The following is a 16,014-nucleotide window of genomic DNA, read 5'->3' on the forward strand; positions in this document are numbered from 1 at the left end:
GGCTGGTGTATAGCGTGGGGCAATGGCCCGGGGAAAATCCATTGTGACAGGTCTGTTTGTCTGCATCAAGACATTCCGAATCGGGCCGTGGCCTTGCTTGGCACGGGGGTAACGCATGTGTGCCGGAGGCATGCCGGCGTGGCGCCGGCGCCGCACCGTCTGTTGCCCCAGCCCTGCCGGCCGGGGCGGCTTTGGATTACCATGGGAGTTGTTCCCTCCGCCGGAGAATCCCCATGTGGCAGCCGATGCGCGCCTGGTGCCTGCTTGCGCTGATGGCCGGCCCGCCCGCCGCCGCCCAGGTCGGCGCCGGCGTCGACGCCGCCGCCGTCAGCCAGCAACTGGTGGTGGCCCGCGCCGCCGAGCTGTACGCCGAGCGCCTCGCCGCCCTGCGCGAGGGGCACGCGCTGGACGTCCACGGCGCCGTGCTCGAGCGCGTGCGGCGCGTCGCCGGCGGCCTGATCGCGCAGGCCCGGCGCGACTACCCGGACAGCGCCGCCTGGGCCTGGGAGCTGCACGTGACGACGGACGAGGGGCAGACGGCCGACGGCATGGCCGGCGGCAAGATGCTGGTCGGCGAGGCCTATCTGGAGCGGCTCGACATCACCGACGCCGAACTGGCCATGCTGCTGGCGCACGAGATCGCCCATGCGGTGCTGCGCCACAATCTGCTGGAGTACCAGCTGGCGCTGCGCCTCGATCCCGGCTGGGCGCCACGCCCCTTCCTGGCCTTGGAGGACGCGGTGGAGAACGACCGCGCGCTGATCGCCAGGCTGGCGCCGCAGGGGCTGGCGCAGGAGGCCGAGGCCGACCGCGAAGGCCTGCTGCTGGCTTGGCGCGCCGGCTGGCCGGCGGCCCGCCTGGCCAACTACTTCAAGAAGCTGGCGCGCGCCAGCGGCCAGCCGTACTTCGACTCCGCCACCCACCCCTCGCCGGCCAGCCGCTGGGCGGCGGCGCGCGCGTTGGCGGCGGGGCTGCCGGCGCGCGGCGCGCGGCCGGGTGACAATTGATGAGTATTTCCCTGTAAAAACATTGATAAAATGGCAGTCCGCCCATCCGACCGCCGCCACCATGTCCAAGCCGACGCTTCCGCCCCGCCCCGCCCACCCCGCCGGCCAAGGCCTGGCCGCCGCCGTGGCCGACGACTTTCCCGCCGCCGTGGCCGACGACTTTCCCGCCGGCGTGGCCAGCAGCGGCGTGCTGGCGCTGGGCGGCCGCAGCCGCGGCGTGTTCGAGACGGTCGGCGACGTCGACTGGTTCAAGTTCCACGTCGAGGCCGGACAGCACTACTCGGTCGGCTGGAGCGACCAGAACGGCAATGTCGATGTCGCCAACATGAGGCTGTACGACACCCAGGGCCGGTTGATCGGGCCGTTCGGCTTCCCGTTCGAGCCGGCCAGCGCGGGCGATTACTTCCTGGCGGTGGACGGCCCCGTCGCCGGCCACTACGAGCTGGTGTTCAAGCAGCGGCTGGACGACTATTCGATCAACGACAGCGGCCCGGGGCGGCTGCTGGACGGCGGCCGCAGCAGCGGCGTGCTGGAGAGCTGGTTCGACGAGGACCGCTTCAAGTTCACCATGGAGGCCGGCCATAGCTACCGCTTCCAGCTGAGCGGCGACGCCTACCGCTGGGCCGACGAGGCCAAGCTGGTGATCCGCGACGCCGCCGGCAACGCGCTCGGCGGCGCCCGCAGCAACTGGGACGGCAACGCCTACGAGACCACCTTCAAGGCCGAGCGGGACGGCGTCTACTCGCTCGACGTCTCGCTCGACCGGGACTACCCGCCGGGCGTGTCGTTCAACTACACGCTGAGCGCGCCGTCCTCGGCCGCCGACGACCACGGCAACACGATGGCGTCGGCCACGCCGCTCGCCGTCGGCGGCGGCGCCGTCGCCGGCAGCATCGAGCTGGCGCGCGACGTCGACATGTTCAAGCTGGAGCTGCAGGCCGGCACCACCTACCAGTTCGACCTGCAGGCGGCCGACGGCGGCGCGCTGACCTTGACGCTGAGCGGGGCCGACGGCGCGGTCATCGGCAGCACCCCCTACGACCGGGCCGGACACTACTCCTACACGCCGGCCAGCAGCGGCGCCTACTACCTGGCGGCCGGCTCGAACGGCGCGTCCGACGCGGCGCCGTCCGGCTACACCCTGCAGGCCGAGCCGGCGCCCGACGACTACGCCGCCAACCCGGCCGGCGCCGGCCGCCTGAGCATCGGCGGCACGCTGGCGGCGACGCTGGGGGCCGGCGACCGCGACTGGTTCGCCGTCTGGCTCAACCCCGGCGCCACCTACTGGTTCTCGCTGGCCGGGCTCAAGGCCGACGCCGGCTGGTCCGGCTATGGCTTCACCCCGACCCTGCGCGTGCTCGACGCGCACGGCGCGCAGCTGGCGGCGATGCCGGGCTTCAACCCGGGCAAGCCCCTGCTGCCCTTCGTCGCCGGCGCCGGCGGCTACTACTATGTCGAGGTGGCGGCGGCCGCCGGCGTGCCGGGCAGCTACCAGATGACGGCGCGGCTGGGCGTGGCCGACGACGTCGGCAACGACGCCGCCCATGCCGCCCCGTTGGCGGACGGGGTGCTGACGGCGGGCCGCCTGGAGTTGTTCAACGACAAGGACGTGTACAAGATCAGCGCCCAGGCCGGCCACACCTACTCGCTCGAGCTGAGCCCGCTCGGCGCCGGCCCCGACTGGTATCCGCGGCTGACCCTGCGCGGCATCGACAACAGCGCGCAGTACGGCTCGCTGCACACCCTGTACAACGGCAAGGGCAAGCCGCTCAGCTATTTCACCGCCGTCAACGGCGGCGACTACTACTTCACCGTCGCCAGCGACGACGAGTTCGGCCCGGCCGGCGGCCGCTACACGCTGCAGTCCACCGCCTACGGCGCCGACGACTACGCCGCCGGCCGCTACACCGAGGGCGTGCTGCCGGCCGCCGGCCGCCTGGCCGGGCGGATCGGCTTCCAGGACGACCGCGACTGGGTCAAGGTGCACCTGGAGGCGGGCCGCACCTACGTGTTCGACCTGTACGGCGCCGTCAGCGGCGGCGGCACGCTCGACACCGCCAACTACGGCACCGGCATGCGCCTGCACTATCCCGGCAGCTACGACGTCGGGCCGATCATCGTCTCGTCGAGCGCCACCGGCGAACCGCGCATCTCCTACATCGCCGCCAGCACGGGCGACTACTATCTGGAAGCCTACGGCAACGGCTACCAGACCGGCAGCTACACGCTGGCCGTGACGCCGACCGCGGGCGACCTGGCCGTGCCGCTGCTGACCGGCGCGAGCAACGCCGGCGGCGCCATCGGCCTGCGCGACAAGCTGGTCTTCACCTTCAACGAGGGCGTCATGCTCGGCGACGCCGCCGGCATCACCCTGACGGACGCCAACGGCGTGCTGGTGCCGCTGCGCGGAGCGGGCAGCCACGGCCAGGCGGTCGGCAACCTGCTGCTGATCGAGGCCCGCGAGGCGCTGCGGCCGGGCATGGACTACACGCTGACACTGCCCAGCGGCAGCCTGCTCGACCTGGCCGGCAACCGCCACGCGGGCGCCGAGAGCTACCACTACAGCACCGCGCCGACGGTGGCCGTCGGCGGCGACGGCGACGACTACCTGCTCGGCAGCGGCAAGGGCCTGCGGCTGGACGGCGGCAACGGCATCGACACGGTCTACTACAACCAGACCAGGAGCTGGTTCGAGGTGGCGCGCGGCGCCGGCCAGGCCACCGTCAAGGCCTGGGCCGGCGCCGCCGGCGACACGCTGAGCGGCGTTGAACGCCTGCTGTTCCAGAACCAGGCCTGGGCGCTCGACGTCGAGGGCAACGGCGGCCAGGCCTACCGGCTGTACCAGGCGGCCTTCAACCGGGCGCCGGACCAGGCCGGCCTGGGCCTGTGGATCTGGACGCTGGACAAGGGCGGCGCGCTGCGCGACGTGGCGCACCAGTTCATCGTCAGCGAGGAGTTCGTCAACCAGTACGGCAGCGCGCCCAGCGACGCCGACTTCGTCAACCTGCTCTACCGCAACGTGCTGCACCGCGCCGGCGAGAGCGCCGGCGTCCAGCACTGGCTCGACCTGCTGCACGGCGGCGAGGCGCGCGAGAGCGTGCTGGTGTCCTTCAGCGAAAGCGCGGAGAACCAGGCGGCGCTGATCGGCCGGATCGGCAACGGCTTCGCCTACGACTTGTTCCACTGAGGCGGGGCGGCGCTGTCGCCGGCGCCGCGCGCCGCCGGCGCCAGCGCCGCCCAGGCGAAGTCCCAGTCGATGCGCTCCTGCTCCAGGCGCAGGTTGGGGCGCCAGCGCTGCTGCTTCAAGCCGCGATACACCAGCCCTTCCTCCGCCGTGAGCGCGGCCAGTTCGTCGGCGCCGTGCTGCACCTTCTCGTCGCTCCACAGCGGCGCGAAGCGCAGCAGCGTGGCCTGGTCCATCAGCACGGAGGCGAGGCCCGGCAGGTGGCCGCGGGCGCGCTGCAGGATGGCGTAGCCGTGGGTGTCGATGTCGCCCCAGTAGAGGCAGCGCGCCGGCGCGATCCAAGGCAGCTGGGCCAGCAGGTCGACGCTGTAGCCGAGTGCCATGAAGGCGACCGTGCCGGGCAGGTCGGCCAGCGCCAGGCCGGTTTGCAGATTCTCGACGATCAGCACCACCGACGCCGGCAGGTCCAGCCGCGCCAGCTCCTCCACCGGCGCGGTGACGTCGCCCAAGCCGCCCAGGCGGGCGCGCAGCCGCGCGTCCAGCACGCGCATGCGCAGCTGCACCGGCGGCCGCCGCAGGCCGCTCAGCGCGTAGAAGCCGGCGTCCTGGTCCGGCCGGTCCGTTCCGCCGGGCCCGTCCGGCGCCTGCGGGCTGGCGCGCAGCGCCGCCAGCAGGTCGACCAGCACGCCCCGGCGCTGCTCCATCCATTTGGAGTCGATGCCGGCCAGCGGCAGCTGGCGCGGATACAGGCCGGAACGGGGATGGGCCAGCAGCCAGGCCAGCAGGTCGAGCAGGCGCTGGAAGTCGGCGTCGGCGTAGTCGGCCAGCACGCCGAACAGGCGCGGCAAGCGCCCGGCCAGCGCCGGCCAGCGCGCCGTCATTAGCTGGAAGCGGGCGGCGGCTTGCTGCCAGCGCTCGTGCTCGCCGCTCCACATGGCGGCCTGCGCCGGCTCGTGCAGCGTTAGCGACTCGGGCAGGCTTTGCGTGCCGAGCACCTTCCAGCGCCGCTCGGTCCAGCGCAGCTCGCCCGGACCGCGCCAGGCGCGCCAGGCCTCGGCCCAGGCGCGCACCGCGTCCACCTGGCGCAGCGCGGCCTGCTCGGTGGGCAGGCCGAGCGCGATCACCTGCGGCCAGTGCTGCTGCTGTTGTTCCGGCGTGGTGGCGGCCAGCCAGTCGCGGTGCTGGTTGGCGAAGCGCTTGGCCAGCAGCAGGGCGACGTCAGCCGGCAGCTTCAAGGGCGGCCTCCTGGCGGGCGTACTCGGGCAGGCGCAGACGCTGGCGCTCGCCGTCGTATTCGATCATCAGCACGCCGGACACCTTGCGGTCGCGGATGTCGACAAAGCAGGCGCCGCCGATGAAGGGCTCCAGCGTCATCACCGACTTGAGCGGCGTGGCGACGATCATCTGGAAGCCGAAGTTGGCGAAAATGTTCATGGCCAGCGCGGTGAACTCGTTGTCGGCCTTGTCGAAGGCCTCGTCGAGCACCACCGGCGCGTACATCGGCAGGCCGTGGTCGCTGCCGCCCAGCTGGTAGCGCAGCGCGGCGGCCAGGCAGGTGGTGGCCAGCTTCTGCCGCTGGCCGCCCGACTTGCCGGCGCCGCTCTGGTAGACCTCGACCTCGTTGCCGTCGGCGTCGATCTCCTTGCCGGTGAACTCGACGTGCAGGCGCACGTCCAGCACCGCCTCGCGCCAGCGGCGCTGCTCCGGCTCCTGGCTGCCGAGCCGGTTGACCAGGCCGCGCAGGGCGACGAAGCGCGCCTCGGCCGCCTCGCGTTCCTCGCCCCAGGCGTTGCTCAGCGCCTTTTGGATGTCCTGCTTGAACTCGCGCACCTCGGGCAGCTGGCGGTCGCTCGGCAGGATGTGCAGCGTGGTGCTCTGGCCGGCGTTCTGGTTGAACGGCACCTGGCGCAGGCTGGCGTTGACCAGTTCCATGCGCTCCAGGATGGCCTTGCGGGCGTCGTTCAGATAGGTCGACAGCGCCGCCAGGTTCTGGTTGCTCTGGTTTTGCAGCAGCTCGAAGAAGCGCTGCTCGTGCGCCGGCAGGCCGTCCGTCTCCAAGCGCGCCAGCTTGGCGAAGAAGTCCGGCGCGGCCGCCAGCGCCGCGTCCAGCCCGTCCGAGTCGGCCTTCCACTCCTTGATGAAGGCGCTGAAGCGGGCCTCGACGAATTTTTCGCACTGGGCGATGTCCTGGTTGAGGCGCTCGATGTCGGCGCCCAGCGCCCTGCTGACGGCGCGGTCGGCGCCGTCGAGCGTGCGCAGCGTGACGGCGTCGGGCAGGGCGGCGTAGCGTTCGTCGAGCCCCTGCTGCTGGTGCGGCGTGGGCGCGACGATGCTGGCGTCCTGCCGCAGCGCCGTCAACTGGGCGCGGTGCTCGTCGATCTTGCGCTGGCAGGTGCGGTGCTCGACGTCGGTCTCGTTCAAGCTGTGCGCGGCTTGGCGCACCAGCTCCTCCTGCTCGCGCAGGCGGGCGTCGATCTGGCGCAGCTCGGCGTTGCCCTCGCGGGCCGCCTTGAGCTGGTGGTCGATGGCGGCGATGCGCTGCACCATCGGCTGCACGTCGATCTCCTGCCATTGGAGGTTGACCAGCGCCTGGCATTGCAGCGCCCGCGCGCCGCTCTCCGCCATCTGCCGGCGCAGTTGCGCCAGCTCGGCGTCGTAGCCGGCCACGCGGGCCAGCAGCTCGCGCTGCTGCTGCTCGTACAGGGCCAGCTTCTCGCGGTTGTCGAAGCCCAGCACCCAGTTCTGCCGCGCGTCGATGGCGCTGCGGTCGTCCTTCTCGTGGCGCGTGCGGCTGTGCTTGATCTGGCCCTCGCGCGTGAGCGCGCGCTCGCTGGCGGCGCGGAAGGCGCTGATCGACTCGACGCAGTCGTAGTCGAAGCGCTGGCGCAGCTCGGCGCGCAGCCAGTCGGCGTGGGCGCCGTCCTTGACCTTCAGCTTGAGCACCAGCGAGTTGGCGCGCAGCGGCCGCGCGGCCGCCGTCTCGGCGCGGCCGGTGCGGAAGTACACCAGCCGGCGGCCCAGGTTGACGCCGTTGATGTGGTTGGCCAGCGCGCCGTAGTGCTCCTCGTCGACCAGGATGGACAGGGCGAAGCCGTGCAGCACGCGCTCGGCGGCGCCGCGCCACGGCGCCTCCTCGGCCTTGACCTCGAGCAGCTCGCCGACGAAGGGCAGGGCCGCCTCGGCCACGCCGATGGCGCCGGCGATGTCGCGCCGCAGCGCGATCATCTGCGCCGGGATGTTGGACGGCTGGCGCCGCAGCGAGGCGATCTCCTGCGCCACCGCCTCGCGCTCGGCCACCGCCTCGGCGCGGGCCTGGCCGAGCAGCAGCAGCGGCTCCTCGGCCAGGCCGCCGGCGGTCCAGCGGGCCAGTTCCTCGCGGGCCTGGCCGATCAACTCGGCGAAGCCCTGCGGCGTGGCCGGCAGCGTCCAGCCCAGCGCGGTGCAGGCGGCCAGCGCCTGGCCGCGCCGGCGCAGGCGTTCTCCGCGCTGCTCCTCCAGGCCCTTCTTCTCGTTCTCCCAATGCTCGATCTGGCCGCCGCCGGCCTCGCGCCGTTGGTGCTCCAGGTCGCGTAGCGCGGCGCCGCGGTTGTCCAGGGTGTCCTGCTGGCGGCGCATCTGGCCGGCGTGGCCGTCCAGCTCGACGGCGAGGGCGGCCAGGGCCGTTTCCAGCAGCGCCATGCGGCGCCGCTCGCGGTAGCTGTGTATGCCGGCGCGCAGCTCCTCGTGGCCGTTGCGCTGCAGCTGGATGGACTGCATCTGCTGGTGGCGCTCGCGCGCCGGCACCAGCATCTGCACCTGCTGGCGCGCCGTCACCACCGCCTGGTGCGCCGCGTTGAGCTCGCCGAACTCGCTGACCAGGCGGTCGGCCACGGCGAAGGTCTCCGGCTTGTCGAGCATGAAGTCGCGCAGGAAGGCGTTCAGGTCGCCCAGGTTCTTGGCCGACTGGGTCTTGTGCAGCAGGCGCAGCGCCATCTCGCTGTCGATGCCGAGCAGGCGGCAAAAGCGCTCGCAGTAGGGGCGGAACTCGTCGCGCGCGTGGGCCTCGGGGAAGGTCTGCTTGAGCTTGCGCACGTCGAAATTGCTGTCGCCGAATTCGCTCAGCTCGCGCAGGTCGAAGGCGCGCTCGAAGATCAGGAAGTAGCGTTTGACGTCGGTGTTGCCGTTGGCGCCGCCGCGCAGCCAGAACAGCTGCACCAGCGTCACCTGCTGGCCCAGCGCGTTCTGGTAGTTGAGCGCCAGCGCCGACCAGGTGGTGCCGCTGCGCAGATAGCGCGTGGTGTACTCGCCCGAGCTGGCGTCGCTCTGCGCCGCCCAGGCGCCGCGCACGTAGCTGACCAGGTTGCGGTCGCGGCCGGCGCGGTCGGCCTCGCGCGCGGCGGCGTTGAAGTCGACCCAGCGCGGCGGCACCAGCAGCGCCGAAAAGGCGTCCAGCAGCGTCGACTTGCCGGCGCCGGAGCGGCCGACGATGAGGAAGCCGCGCTCGCTGATCGGCACCTCGTGCAGGTCGTTGAAGGTGCCCCAGTTGAACACCTGTAGCCGCGCCATGCGGAACTGCTCGCGCGAGAACGGCGCGGCCGGCGCTGGTGCCGATGTCGCTGCGCCGGGCGTCATTGCTCGTCCTCCTCGTCGGGCGTGGGCTGCTTGCCCAGCGCGGCCGGGTCGCCCGCCGCCATGCGCTGGTACAGCCCGGTGAGCGTTTGGATCTCCTCGGCCGAGAACAGCAGCTTGAGGGTGGGCGAGATTTCGAAGCGGTCGTCGCTGGCGCGGATCTTTTGCAGGATGTTGTGCTTCTTGATCTTCTCCACCGAGGCGTTGACCCGCTTGGTGAAGCCGGCGCGGTCGGTGCTGGCGGCGCGCTCGTACAGCGTGAGGTTGTCGACGATCTCGCTCAGGTCGACCACGGCGCGCTCGCCCTGCGCGTCGGCCTGGGTGAGGCGCTGGCGCAGGTAGAGCAGCAGGATCGAATCGATGAAGGTCAGCTGGGCGCGGCGCAGCAGCAGCGGCACCTCCAGGTCGCCGGTGTCGGCCTGGCGGGTGAAGGCGACCTGCATGTCGCGGTCGATCACCAGCTCGAGGAACAGCTCGGCCAGGCGGCGCCGCACCGTCACCTCGTCGCGCAACAGGATGGGCCACAGCTTGGCGTGGCGGCGGCCGTCCAGCGCGGGGCCGGACAGCAGCTGCACCAGCGCGCGCCGCGTGTCGAGCGGCAGCTCGCCGCTGTCGCCGCTGAACAGCGCTGTGCTCGGCGGCGCGCCCTCGCCGGCCTCGCTGGCGATGGTGGATACCTCGGGGACGGCCGGGGTGTCGGTCTCGTGTTGTGGTTCAGACCAGTTCATCGGCGCGTTCCTTGACAAAGTAGATGGTGGGGATGCGGGCGCTGCGGCGCTGCTCGTCGCCGCCGGTCCAGCTGACGGTCTCCTGCGCCGCCGCCGCCACGCCGTGGCGGCTGGCCAGGGCCAGCAGGCCGAGCACGCTGCCCAGGCCCTGCGCCGCCGGGTGGGCCAGCAGCACGTCGCCCACCGAGGCCTGCGAGCGCAGCGCCAGCACGGCGCGCACGTCCGCCTTCAGGCTGCGGAAGTCGATCTCCGACTGCGCCACCAGCTCGCCGACCGACTCCAGGTCGATCGGCGCCGCCTCGCCGTCGCGCATTTTGCCCGGCAGCGCCTGCAGCGTGGGGTCGTGCAGCAGCCACTGTGACAGCGAGGCCAGCTTGCTGCTGGTGAGCGTGAGCGTGAAGGCCAGCGTGTCGGTGGTCTTGACCTCGTCCTTGAGCGCCAGCGCCGCCAGCTGCGCCCGCCGCAGCAGCTGGTTCAGCCGGCGCTGCTCCTGGAACTCGCGGCTCTGCACGAAGTTCTTCAGGCTGCGCGCGAAGGACTGCAGCACGTCGTGCACCATGCCGCCCTGTTCCAGCAGCGTGCGCGTCAGGCGCAGCAAAAAGCGCCGCTCCTGCGACTCCAGGCCGGCGACGAAGTCGCGCGACATCAACTGGTCCAGCGCCTGCTCCAGTGTGGCCGACTGCTCCGGGTCCGTCAGCAGGCGCCAGAAGGCAGAGAAGGTGCGCCCGGCGTCGCTCTCGGTGATCAGGTCGATGCCGGCGAACAGCGAGTCGAGCACCTGGCCACGGTTGCCGTCGTTCTCCATGATGCGCTCGCGCAGCTCGCGGTTGAGCTGCTCGAACTGGTCGCGCACGCGGCGGAAGTCGCCCGCCAGGTCGTCGGCCAGCTTGATCACCTCGCGCGTGCGCTCCAGCGCCGCCGCCTCCGGCAGGATGTGCAGCACGCCCTGCTCGATGGCGGCGATGTCGCGCTCGATGCGCTCCTGCTCGGCGCGCAGGCGGGCGACGCGGCGCGCCTTGTCGCTGTCGGTGTCGTCGGACAGGCGGGCCAGCGCGTCGATCACCAGGCCCAGGCGGCTTTCCGTGGCCGAGGCGTGCGGCTTGACCAGGCCGGAGATGAAACGGATCGCCTCGATGGTGGCGCTCGACAGCTCGTACTCCTCCTCGGCCGCGCCGGCCGGGAAGCGGCGCTCCAGGTAGCCCTCGGCCAGCCAGCCGGCGACGTAGGTCTGCGCCGTCGGCCCCCAGTCCTCGCCCAGGTTGCGCAGGCGCTCCAGCTCGCGCTCGATGCGCTCGTGCAGGATCGACGCCGGCAGGCTGCGCTCGTGGTCGTACAGATGGGTTTGCAGCAGACCCAGCACGGTCGGCCCGTTGCCCGAGGCGAGCAGGCGCCACAAGGGCTGCCCGCGCATGCGGCGGTAGACGGCGAGGGCTTTGTCGGCTTTCATGCCGCCATTTTAAGGCAGATTGTGTGGCGGGGCGGGCAAGCTTGCTTTGCTGGCAGCGGTGCTGGGGGACTGCGGGCTAGATGTCGCGCGATTTCGGCCTTGGATTTGTGCCGGCGGGCATCAGGAGAAGTCCGCGCCTTGGGCCAGCTCGCGCGACGGGACGATGTCGAACTCGATGTCTTCGGTTCCGGGCATGGACAGGAGGTCGGAGGTTTTTTGATCGCCGACGGTGAGCCGTTGGTACTCCTCTATGCTCAGCAGCACATGTGCCGGACGCCCATTTTCCACGATGAATACCGGCCCAAGGTTTGCCGCCTTCATTGTCTCGCTGGCGTTCTGCTGGAACTCCGAACTGGAAATGGTGGTGATGGACATGGCGCACCTCCTTTTTGTAGCGACGTTACGATAAGCGGAGGAGGCTCGCAACAATGCACCAAAGTGCCGGCAGATTCGATGACCTAGCGGCCTGACGATCGTCAACATCCGCCGGACGCATCGAATTTATGCTGGCTTGTCCTGCGCGCGCTCTTGCGGTCCAAGAGGATCAGCAAAGGACGGTGCGAGGGCGAATTTCCATCGGTACTGGAACGTGTGCAAGTTGTCGGAGGCAAACAAATGGAGGATCGCGTTCTGCTATGCGTTGTGGCTGTGGTGTGCTCCGCCGCGTCTTGGATATTTTGGCATTTTCTTGGCGAGGACGCCATGATGATTTTACTGAATGTCGTATTGGTCTCGTTCGTCTTCGACAATATTCGTTTGCGTAGAAAGCTCCATGAGCAGTCTGCCGCCGCGCGGCCGAGCCGGTAGACTTCGCACTGCGGCAACGCAGTAAAATACACCTCAAACAGGACTTTGGTTCTGAAACGATGACTAGCGAACCGATCAGTGGCGCCCGTCGCTCAGTTCCATTAGGATTCGCAGGGGAGTCGCAGTTCTTGCTGGCATCGAGACAGCTTCTTGATGCCTTGCGAATACACGGAATTCACGACGCGGTAATTGGTGTACGTGGCAGTTCGGTCGTCGGCCATAATGTCACGACGGGTACGAGGTTTGGCGCAAGTAGCGATATCGATTACTTTGTCGTGAGTGCTCAGCTTACCCGCCAGTATGCGATGTCCAAGAGGATTGCTGGTTTTGTTCATCCTAAGAAAATCCAGTCGGAATATCCCCTAATTCGCCACTGGGCAAGCGATTGGTCGGCAATTCTTGGCCGCAAAGTAACGCTTGGGGCGTTTCCCCCGGGAATGCTGCCGGATCAACCGGCGATCCTTGTCAAGCCATGAGACGGAGGATGGAAATGGAAGACCTCAATTTATTGTGTGCAAATGACAATTGCACGACGCTGCCCTCCTTTGCTGCCGCATTTTTCCAGGCGCTTGGCATCAGCGCGTACACGGAACGGGAAAGCAGTAACTATTCGACGGGCCACTATTTCCAGGGGCGGCTGGGCGATATTGATGTGATCGTCGCCGACAATGACGAGTATGGCTACGACGATTTTCCCTTTTGGGTCAACGTCGACAGGGAGGCGCAAGGTGAACCGTCGCTACGCGAGCTTGTCGATCCGGCGATCCGGAAAAACATGCTGCCGGCCGGATTTCACGTCGCGCGAATTGATGACTTCGGTAGGCTTGGTGAACGTCGGGTTGACTACTCGCTATCGTCGCCGGACTGACTGATGCGGCCGTCGGGGTACCTGAAGCTGACGGTTGTTGATGGCGTGCTGATTGTGTCCTTCAAGGAGCGATGAACATGAAATGTCCTGTTTGCGGCGCGGCCGAACTGATCCACGACACCCGCGACATGCCCTACACCTACAAGGGTGACAGCACCGTCATCGCCGCCGTGACGGGCGACTTTTGCCCGGCCTGCGCCGAGTCCATCATGGATGCGGCGGAATCGAACCGCGTCATGCGTGAAATGCAGGCCTTCTCCAAGCAGGTGAATGCAGCCATTGTCGATCCCGACTTTATCACCGCCGTGCGCAAGAAGCTCGGTCTTGACCAGCGCGAAGCCGCCGAAATCTTCGGCGGTGGCATCAACGCATTCTCGCGCTACGAGAACGGCAAAACCAAGCCGCCGCTGGCCTTGGTCAAGTTGTTCAAGCTGCTGGATCGCCACCCCTATCTGCTCAGCGAGGTCAGAGCCTCCTGAGCTTTTTGAACCGACGCAATGATGGAAACTTAAATAGCGCGCTGCGCTATTTTATTTTGGAGGCCAAGTTAAAATAAGGATCGATTTCATTTTCCGTTCTCTTTCACTCGCGCCCCTGCTCGCGCAGCTGCCGCCGACCTGGACAACCCCGCCGCCAAGGATGCCTTCAGCCTGGGTGCCTTAGCTGTCCGCCTGGCTCAGCGAGGTCAAAGCCTCCCGAGCTTCTTTTTGACCTCGGAATCGCTTTACCGCGCCGTTATAATGGCGGCTTCCCGCAATTGACCCGCGCGCCCGCGCCAACGCCCATGCCGCTCACCACCCAGTACACCGTCCGCATCGCCACGCCCGCTGCCGGCCCGCAGTCGCGGGTACGCAAACAGTTCAACACCCTGGTCAAGAAGCTCGAAGCCGAACGCGTCAGGCTGGCGCTGTGGCGCGAGGAGTTGCCCAAGATACGCACGCTGGCCGACGACGAGTACAAGCCCTTGGCGAGCACCTTCGACGCCCATCGCCGGCGTCTGTTGGTGCAGCTCGACGAGGCCTGTTCCGACAGGACGATGAGCAAGACGGACAGGGAAAAATTGGCCGACATGATCTGCACGATAGCCCGGGACTTGATGCAGATGGACGAGGAGGACGAGCTGATCAAGGAGATCTACAACAAGCACAGCGGATGCGACTTCGATTCGGAGATGGACGCCGAGAAGGCGCTCATACGCCAGATGGTGGGCGAGGCGACCGGCGTCGAACTGGGCGAGGACGTCGATTTCAGCTCGCCGCGCGCCTTCCTCGAGGCCATGCAGAAGAAGATGGAGGCGCTCGAGCGCGAGGCGGGACAGCAACAGGAACAGGCCGCGCAGGCCAAACCGGCCAAGCCGGTCAAACTGAGCGCGCGCGAGGCACGCCAGCAGGCCGAGGAGCTCAAGCTCAAGCAGTCGGTGCGCGACATTTTCCGCAAGCTCGCCAGCGCCCTGCACCCGGACCGCGAGACCGATCCCGCCGAGCACGGGCGCAAGACGGCGCTGATGCAGCGCGCCAACGCGGCGTATGCGGCGAACGACCTGCTCGGCCTGCTGGAGCTGCAACTGGAGGTCGAGCAGATCGACCAGACCGGCCTGGACAACCTGGACGACGAGCGGATCAAGCAATTCAACCGGATGCTCGGCGGTCAGATCGACGAAATCAAATTCGACATCCTCGCGCTGGGAAGCGCGTTCTCGCTCGACATGGGCTGGGATGTTGGCCAGCACAGCACGCCGAAGGCGATGATGCGGGTCCTGCGCGCCGACATCGCCGCGATGCGCGCCAACGTCAACTACATCGAGGCCGACCTCGACACCTTCAGCGACCGCAAGCAACTCAAGGCCTGGCTGAAGGGCTACCGCATCGTCGCCAAAGACCCGGGCTACGGCGAACCGTGGTTTTAACGGCGCCGGCCTGCGCCGCGGCAGCGTGTCGATAGGATGCGTCACCGCTCGCGCGCTGCTGGGCGGCGACCAGGCATGTCATCACACGCATCCTGGCATTAAGAAGTTGTGCCATTGCCGAGAGATCGATCGCTACTCTCAGCACAAATTGGCTGAACAACCAGTCTGAGCCCGATCGCGTGCAACACTTTTAGGATGGTGTCAAACCTGGGTTGACTCTGTGGCCGAAGTGCTTTGTACAGCGATTCGCGAGCGATGCCGGCCTTGCCTGCAACCTCTGTCATGCCCTTCGCCTTGCAAGCAACCAGTATCGCTTCCGCAAACATGGTCGCGTCAGAGTCGGCAAGGAACTCGTTGATGAACGTCACCAGAGCTTCCTCGGTGCGCAAGTAATCGGCCGCCTCGTACTCGGTAAGGGCTTTTATTTTCTCGATGTTAAATTGATCATTGTTCATCAGGTTTTCTGCTGTTTCCAGGCAGCCCTCTTGGACCTTCCCATCTATGATTTAGATGTCAAGCTGGCCATTTGATTCCCGCGAACTGAAAATAACGACGTAGCGGGAGCAGGAAGAACTGGCGATCAATCCTTGCACACCGTGCCGCCAATTGAGCCGCCAATGCTCAGTCCCGTAGACAGGTCGAAACCGAAGTTGCACCAGTAGCCATCCTTCGGGCGATAACGGCATACGAGCATATCCCGTTGGCGTACTCGAAGCCCGGGAGTGTTGCAGCCTCCCTTCAAATCGGGGCCTATGCCATCGAACATCTCTTTTGCCGGGTTGCCCGTAAGGTCGAACGCGACCTTGATATCTCCCGCCGAGGGCGCTATCGATTCGCCCAGGAAGCCGCCATAAATCACATACTTCCCCGAAAAGGCACGGTGCGCGTACTCCCAGACCGCCATCGCATTTTGGGCCGAGATGACGGCACATGATGCCGCAAGCGCCACGATGATTTTCTTCAGCATATCGACCCTCCGATGCTACGGCCGGTTATTAGATCGAAGCCGAAATCGCATTGGTAGCCGCTAGCGGGGAAGTAGGAGCAGCTGACTTCAGCCCGTTGGCGCATTCGACCGCCGCTCTCAGTGCCACAAACTCCCTTCAGATCCGGCCCCATCGCCGCGAACATTTCCTTCGCGACCGGCCCGCGTATCCAAAACGCCATCTTCTTGTCCGTGCGCGTGGGCGCTACCGTATCGCCAAGCCCGCCGCCATAGACCGCGAAGTCACCCTTGAACGGACGATTGATGAATGTCCATGCATGTTCGCTGCGAGCAAACGCAACAGCACTCGCCAGGAGAACGAGGACTGCTAGGATTCTCTTCAAGTTTTCTCTCTCTTTGTTCACGATCCTATGCCTCGCATCGTTTTGCACAGCACCAAAGAAAATCGCAACCGGACGATAGTAGGACAGTGGTCCCAAGGAGCAATAGCAGCCTTTTCATTTTTCCTGATCC

Annotated in this window: 14 protein-coding genes; 6 read left to right on the forward strand and 8 right to left on the reverse strand. The window is 67.6% G+C overall.

Annotated features, from left to right (window positions below; translation table 11 throughout):
• Positions 1–233: 233 nt before the first annotated feature.
• Both QC826_RS30860 and QC826_RS30865 read left to right on the forward strand, forming a co-directional pair.
• A complete protein-coding gene (locus tag QC826_RS30860; RefSeq protein WP_279763828.1) occupies positions 234–1,007 on the forward strand; it encodes a M48 family metalloprotease in 774 nt (257 codons plus the stop codon).
• Between the two features lie 61 nt (positions 1,008–1,068).
• On the forward strand, positions 1,069–4,194 hold the full coding sequence (locus QC826_RS30865; RefSeq protein WP_279763829.1) for a DUF4214 domain-containing protein: 3,126 nt from the start codon (positions 1,069–1,071) through the stop codon (positions 4,192–4,194).
• Here the strand turns inward: QC826_RS30865 and QC826_RS30870 are convergent.
• The 5 genes from QC826_RS30870 to QC826_RS30890 form a co-directional block, all read right to left on the reverse strand.
• Positions 4,176–5,426: a DUF3322 domain-containing protein gene (locus QC826_RS30870; RefSeq protein ID WP_279763830.1), complete on the reverse strand. Its 1,251-nt coding sequence runs from the start codon at positions 5,424–5,426 to the stop codon at positions 4,176–4,178. The genes QC826_RS30865 and QC826_RS30870 overlap by 19 nt on opposite strands.
• A complete protein-coding gene (locus QC826_RS30875) occupies positions 5,410–8,802 on the reverse strand; it encodes an ATP-binding protein (RefSeq protein ID WP_279763831.1) in 3,393 nt (1,130 codons plus the stop codon). Before QC826_RS30875 ends, QC826_RS30870 begins: the two co-directional genes overlap by 17 nt.
• Positions 8,799–9,527, reverse strand: a complete 729-nt coding sequence (locus tag QC826_RS30880) for a DUF4194 domain-containing protein (RefSeq protein WP_279763832.1) — start codon at positions 9,525–9,527, stop codon at positions 8,799–8,801. The genes QC826_RS30875 and QC826_RS30880 overlap by 4 nt, the downstream gene beginning before the upstream one ends.
• Positions 9,514–10,974 (reverse strand): DUF3375 domain-containing protein, encoded by a 1,461-nt coding sequence (locus tag QC826_RS30885; protein WP_279763833.1) that lies wholly within the window; start codon positions 10,972–10,974, stop codon positions 9,514–9,516. Before QC826_RS30885 ends, QC826_RS30880 begins: the two co-directional genes overlap by 14 nt.
• A 120-nt stretch (positions 10,975–11,094) precedes the next feature.
• Positions 11,095–11,349, reverse strand: coding sequence for a type II toxin-antitoxin system Phd/YefM family antitoxin (locus QC826_RS30890; protein ID WP_279763834.1), 255 nt, complete (start codon positions 11,347–11,349; stop codon positions 11,095–11,097).
• Between the two features lie 560 nt (positions 11,350–11,909).
• Between QC826_RS30890 and QC826_RS30895 the strand changes: the two genes are divergently transcribed.
• The 4 genes from QC826_RS30895 (at position 11,910) to QC826_RS30910 (ending at position 14,555) form a co-directional block, all read left to right on the forward strand.
• Entirely contained in the window at positions 11,910–12,257 is a 348-nt protein-coding gene (locus tag QC826_RS30895) for a hypothetical protein (RefSeq protein WP_279763835.1), read from the forward strand.
• Between the two features lie 14 nt (positions 12,258–12,271).
• The gene (locus tag QC826_RS30900; RefSeq protein ID WP_279763836.1) at positions 12,272–12,649 is read left to right on the forward strand and encodes a hypothetical protein; all 378 of its coding nucleotides are present in this window, start codon (positions 12,272–12,274) and stop codon (positions 12,647–12,649) included.
• A 77-nt stretch (positions 12,650–12,726) separates the two neighbouring features.
• A complete protein-coding gene (locus QC826_RS30905; RefSeq protein ID WP_279766638.1) occupies positions 12,727–13,128 on the forward strand; it encodes a type II toxin-antitoxin system MqsA family antitoxin in 402 nt (133 codons plus the stop codon).
• Positions 13,129–13,433: 305 nt separating this feature from the next.
• The gene (locus QC826_RS30910) at positions 13,434–14,555 is read left to right on the forward strand and encodes a hypothetical protein (protein WP_279763837.1); all 1,122 of its coding nucleotides are present in this window, start codon (positions 13,434–13,436) and stop codon (positions 14,553–14,555) included.
• Between the two features lie 98 nt (positions 14,556–14,653).
• Here the strand turns inward: QC826_RS30910 and QC826_RS30915 are convergent, their stop codons facing one another.
• The 3 genes from QC826_RS30915 to QC826_RS30925 all read right to left on the reverse strand — a co-directional run bounded on the left by QC826_RS30915 (position 14,654) and on the right by QC826_RS30925 (position 15,905).
• Positions 14,654–15,010, reverse strand: coding sequence for an addiction module antidote protein (locus QC826_RS30915; protein WP_279763838.1), 357 nt, complete (start codon positions 15,008–15,010; stop codon positions 14,654–14,656).
• A gap of 125 nt (positions 15,011–15,135) precedes the next feature.
• Positions 15,136–15,522: a hypothetical protein gene (locus tag QC826_RS30920; RefSeq protein ID WP_279763839.1), complete on the reverse strand. Its 387-nt coding sequence runs from the start codon at positions 15,520–15,522 to the stop codon at positions 15,136–15,138.
• Positions 15,516–15,905 (reverse strand): hypothetical protein, encoded by a 390-nt coding sequence (locus QC826_RS30925; RefSeq protein WP_279763840.1) that lies wholly within the window; start codon positions 15,903–15,905, stop codon positions 15,516–15,518. Before QC826_RS30925 ends, QC826_RS30920 begins: the two co-directional genes overlap by 7 nt.
• Positions 15,906–16,014: the final 109 nt, after the last annotated feature.

The sequence above is a fragment of the Rugamonas sp. DEMB1 genome, from assembly GCF_029834475.1.
GTDB classification, from domain to species: Bacteria; Pseudomonadota; Gammaproteobacteria; order Burkholderiales; family Burkholderiaceae_D; genus Rugamonas; species Rugamonas rubra.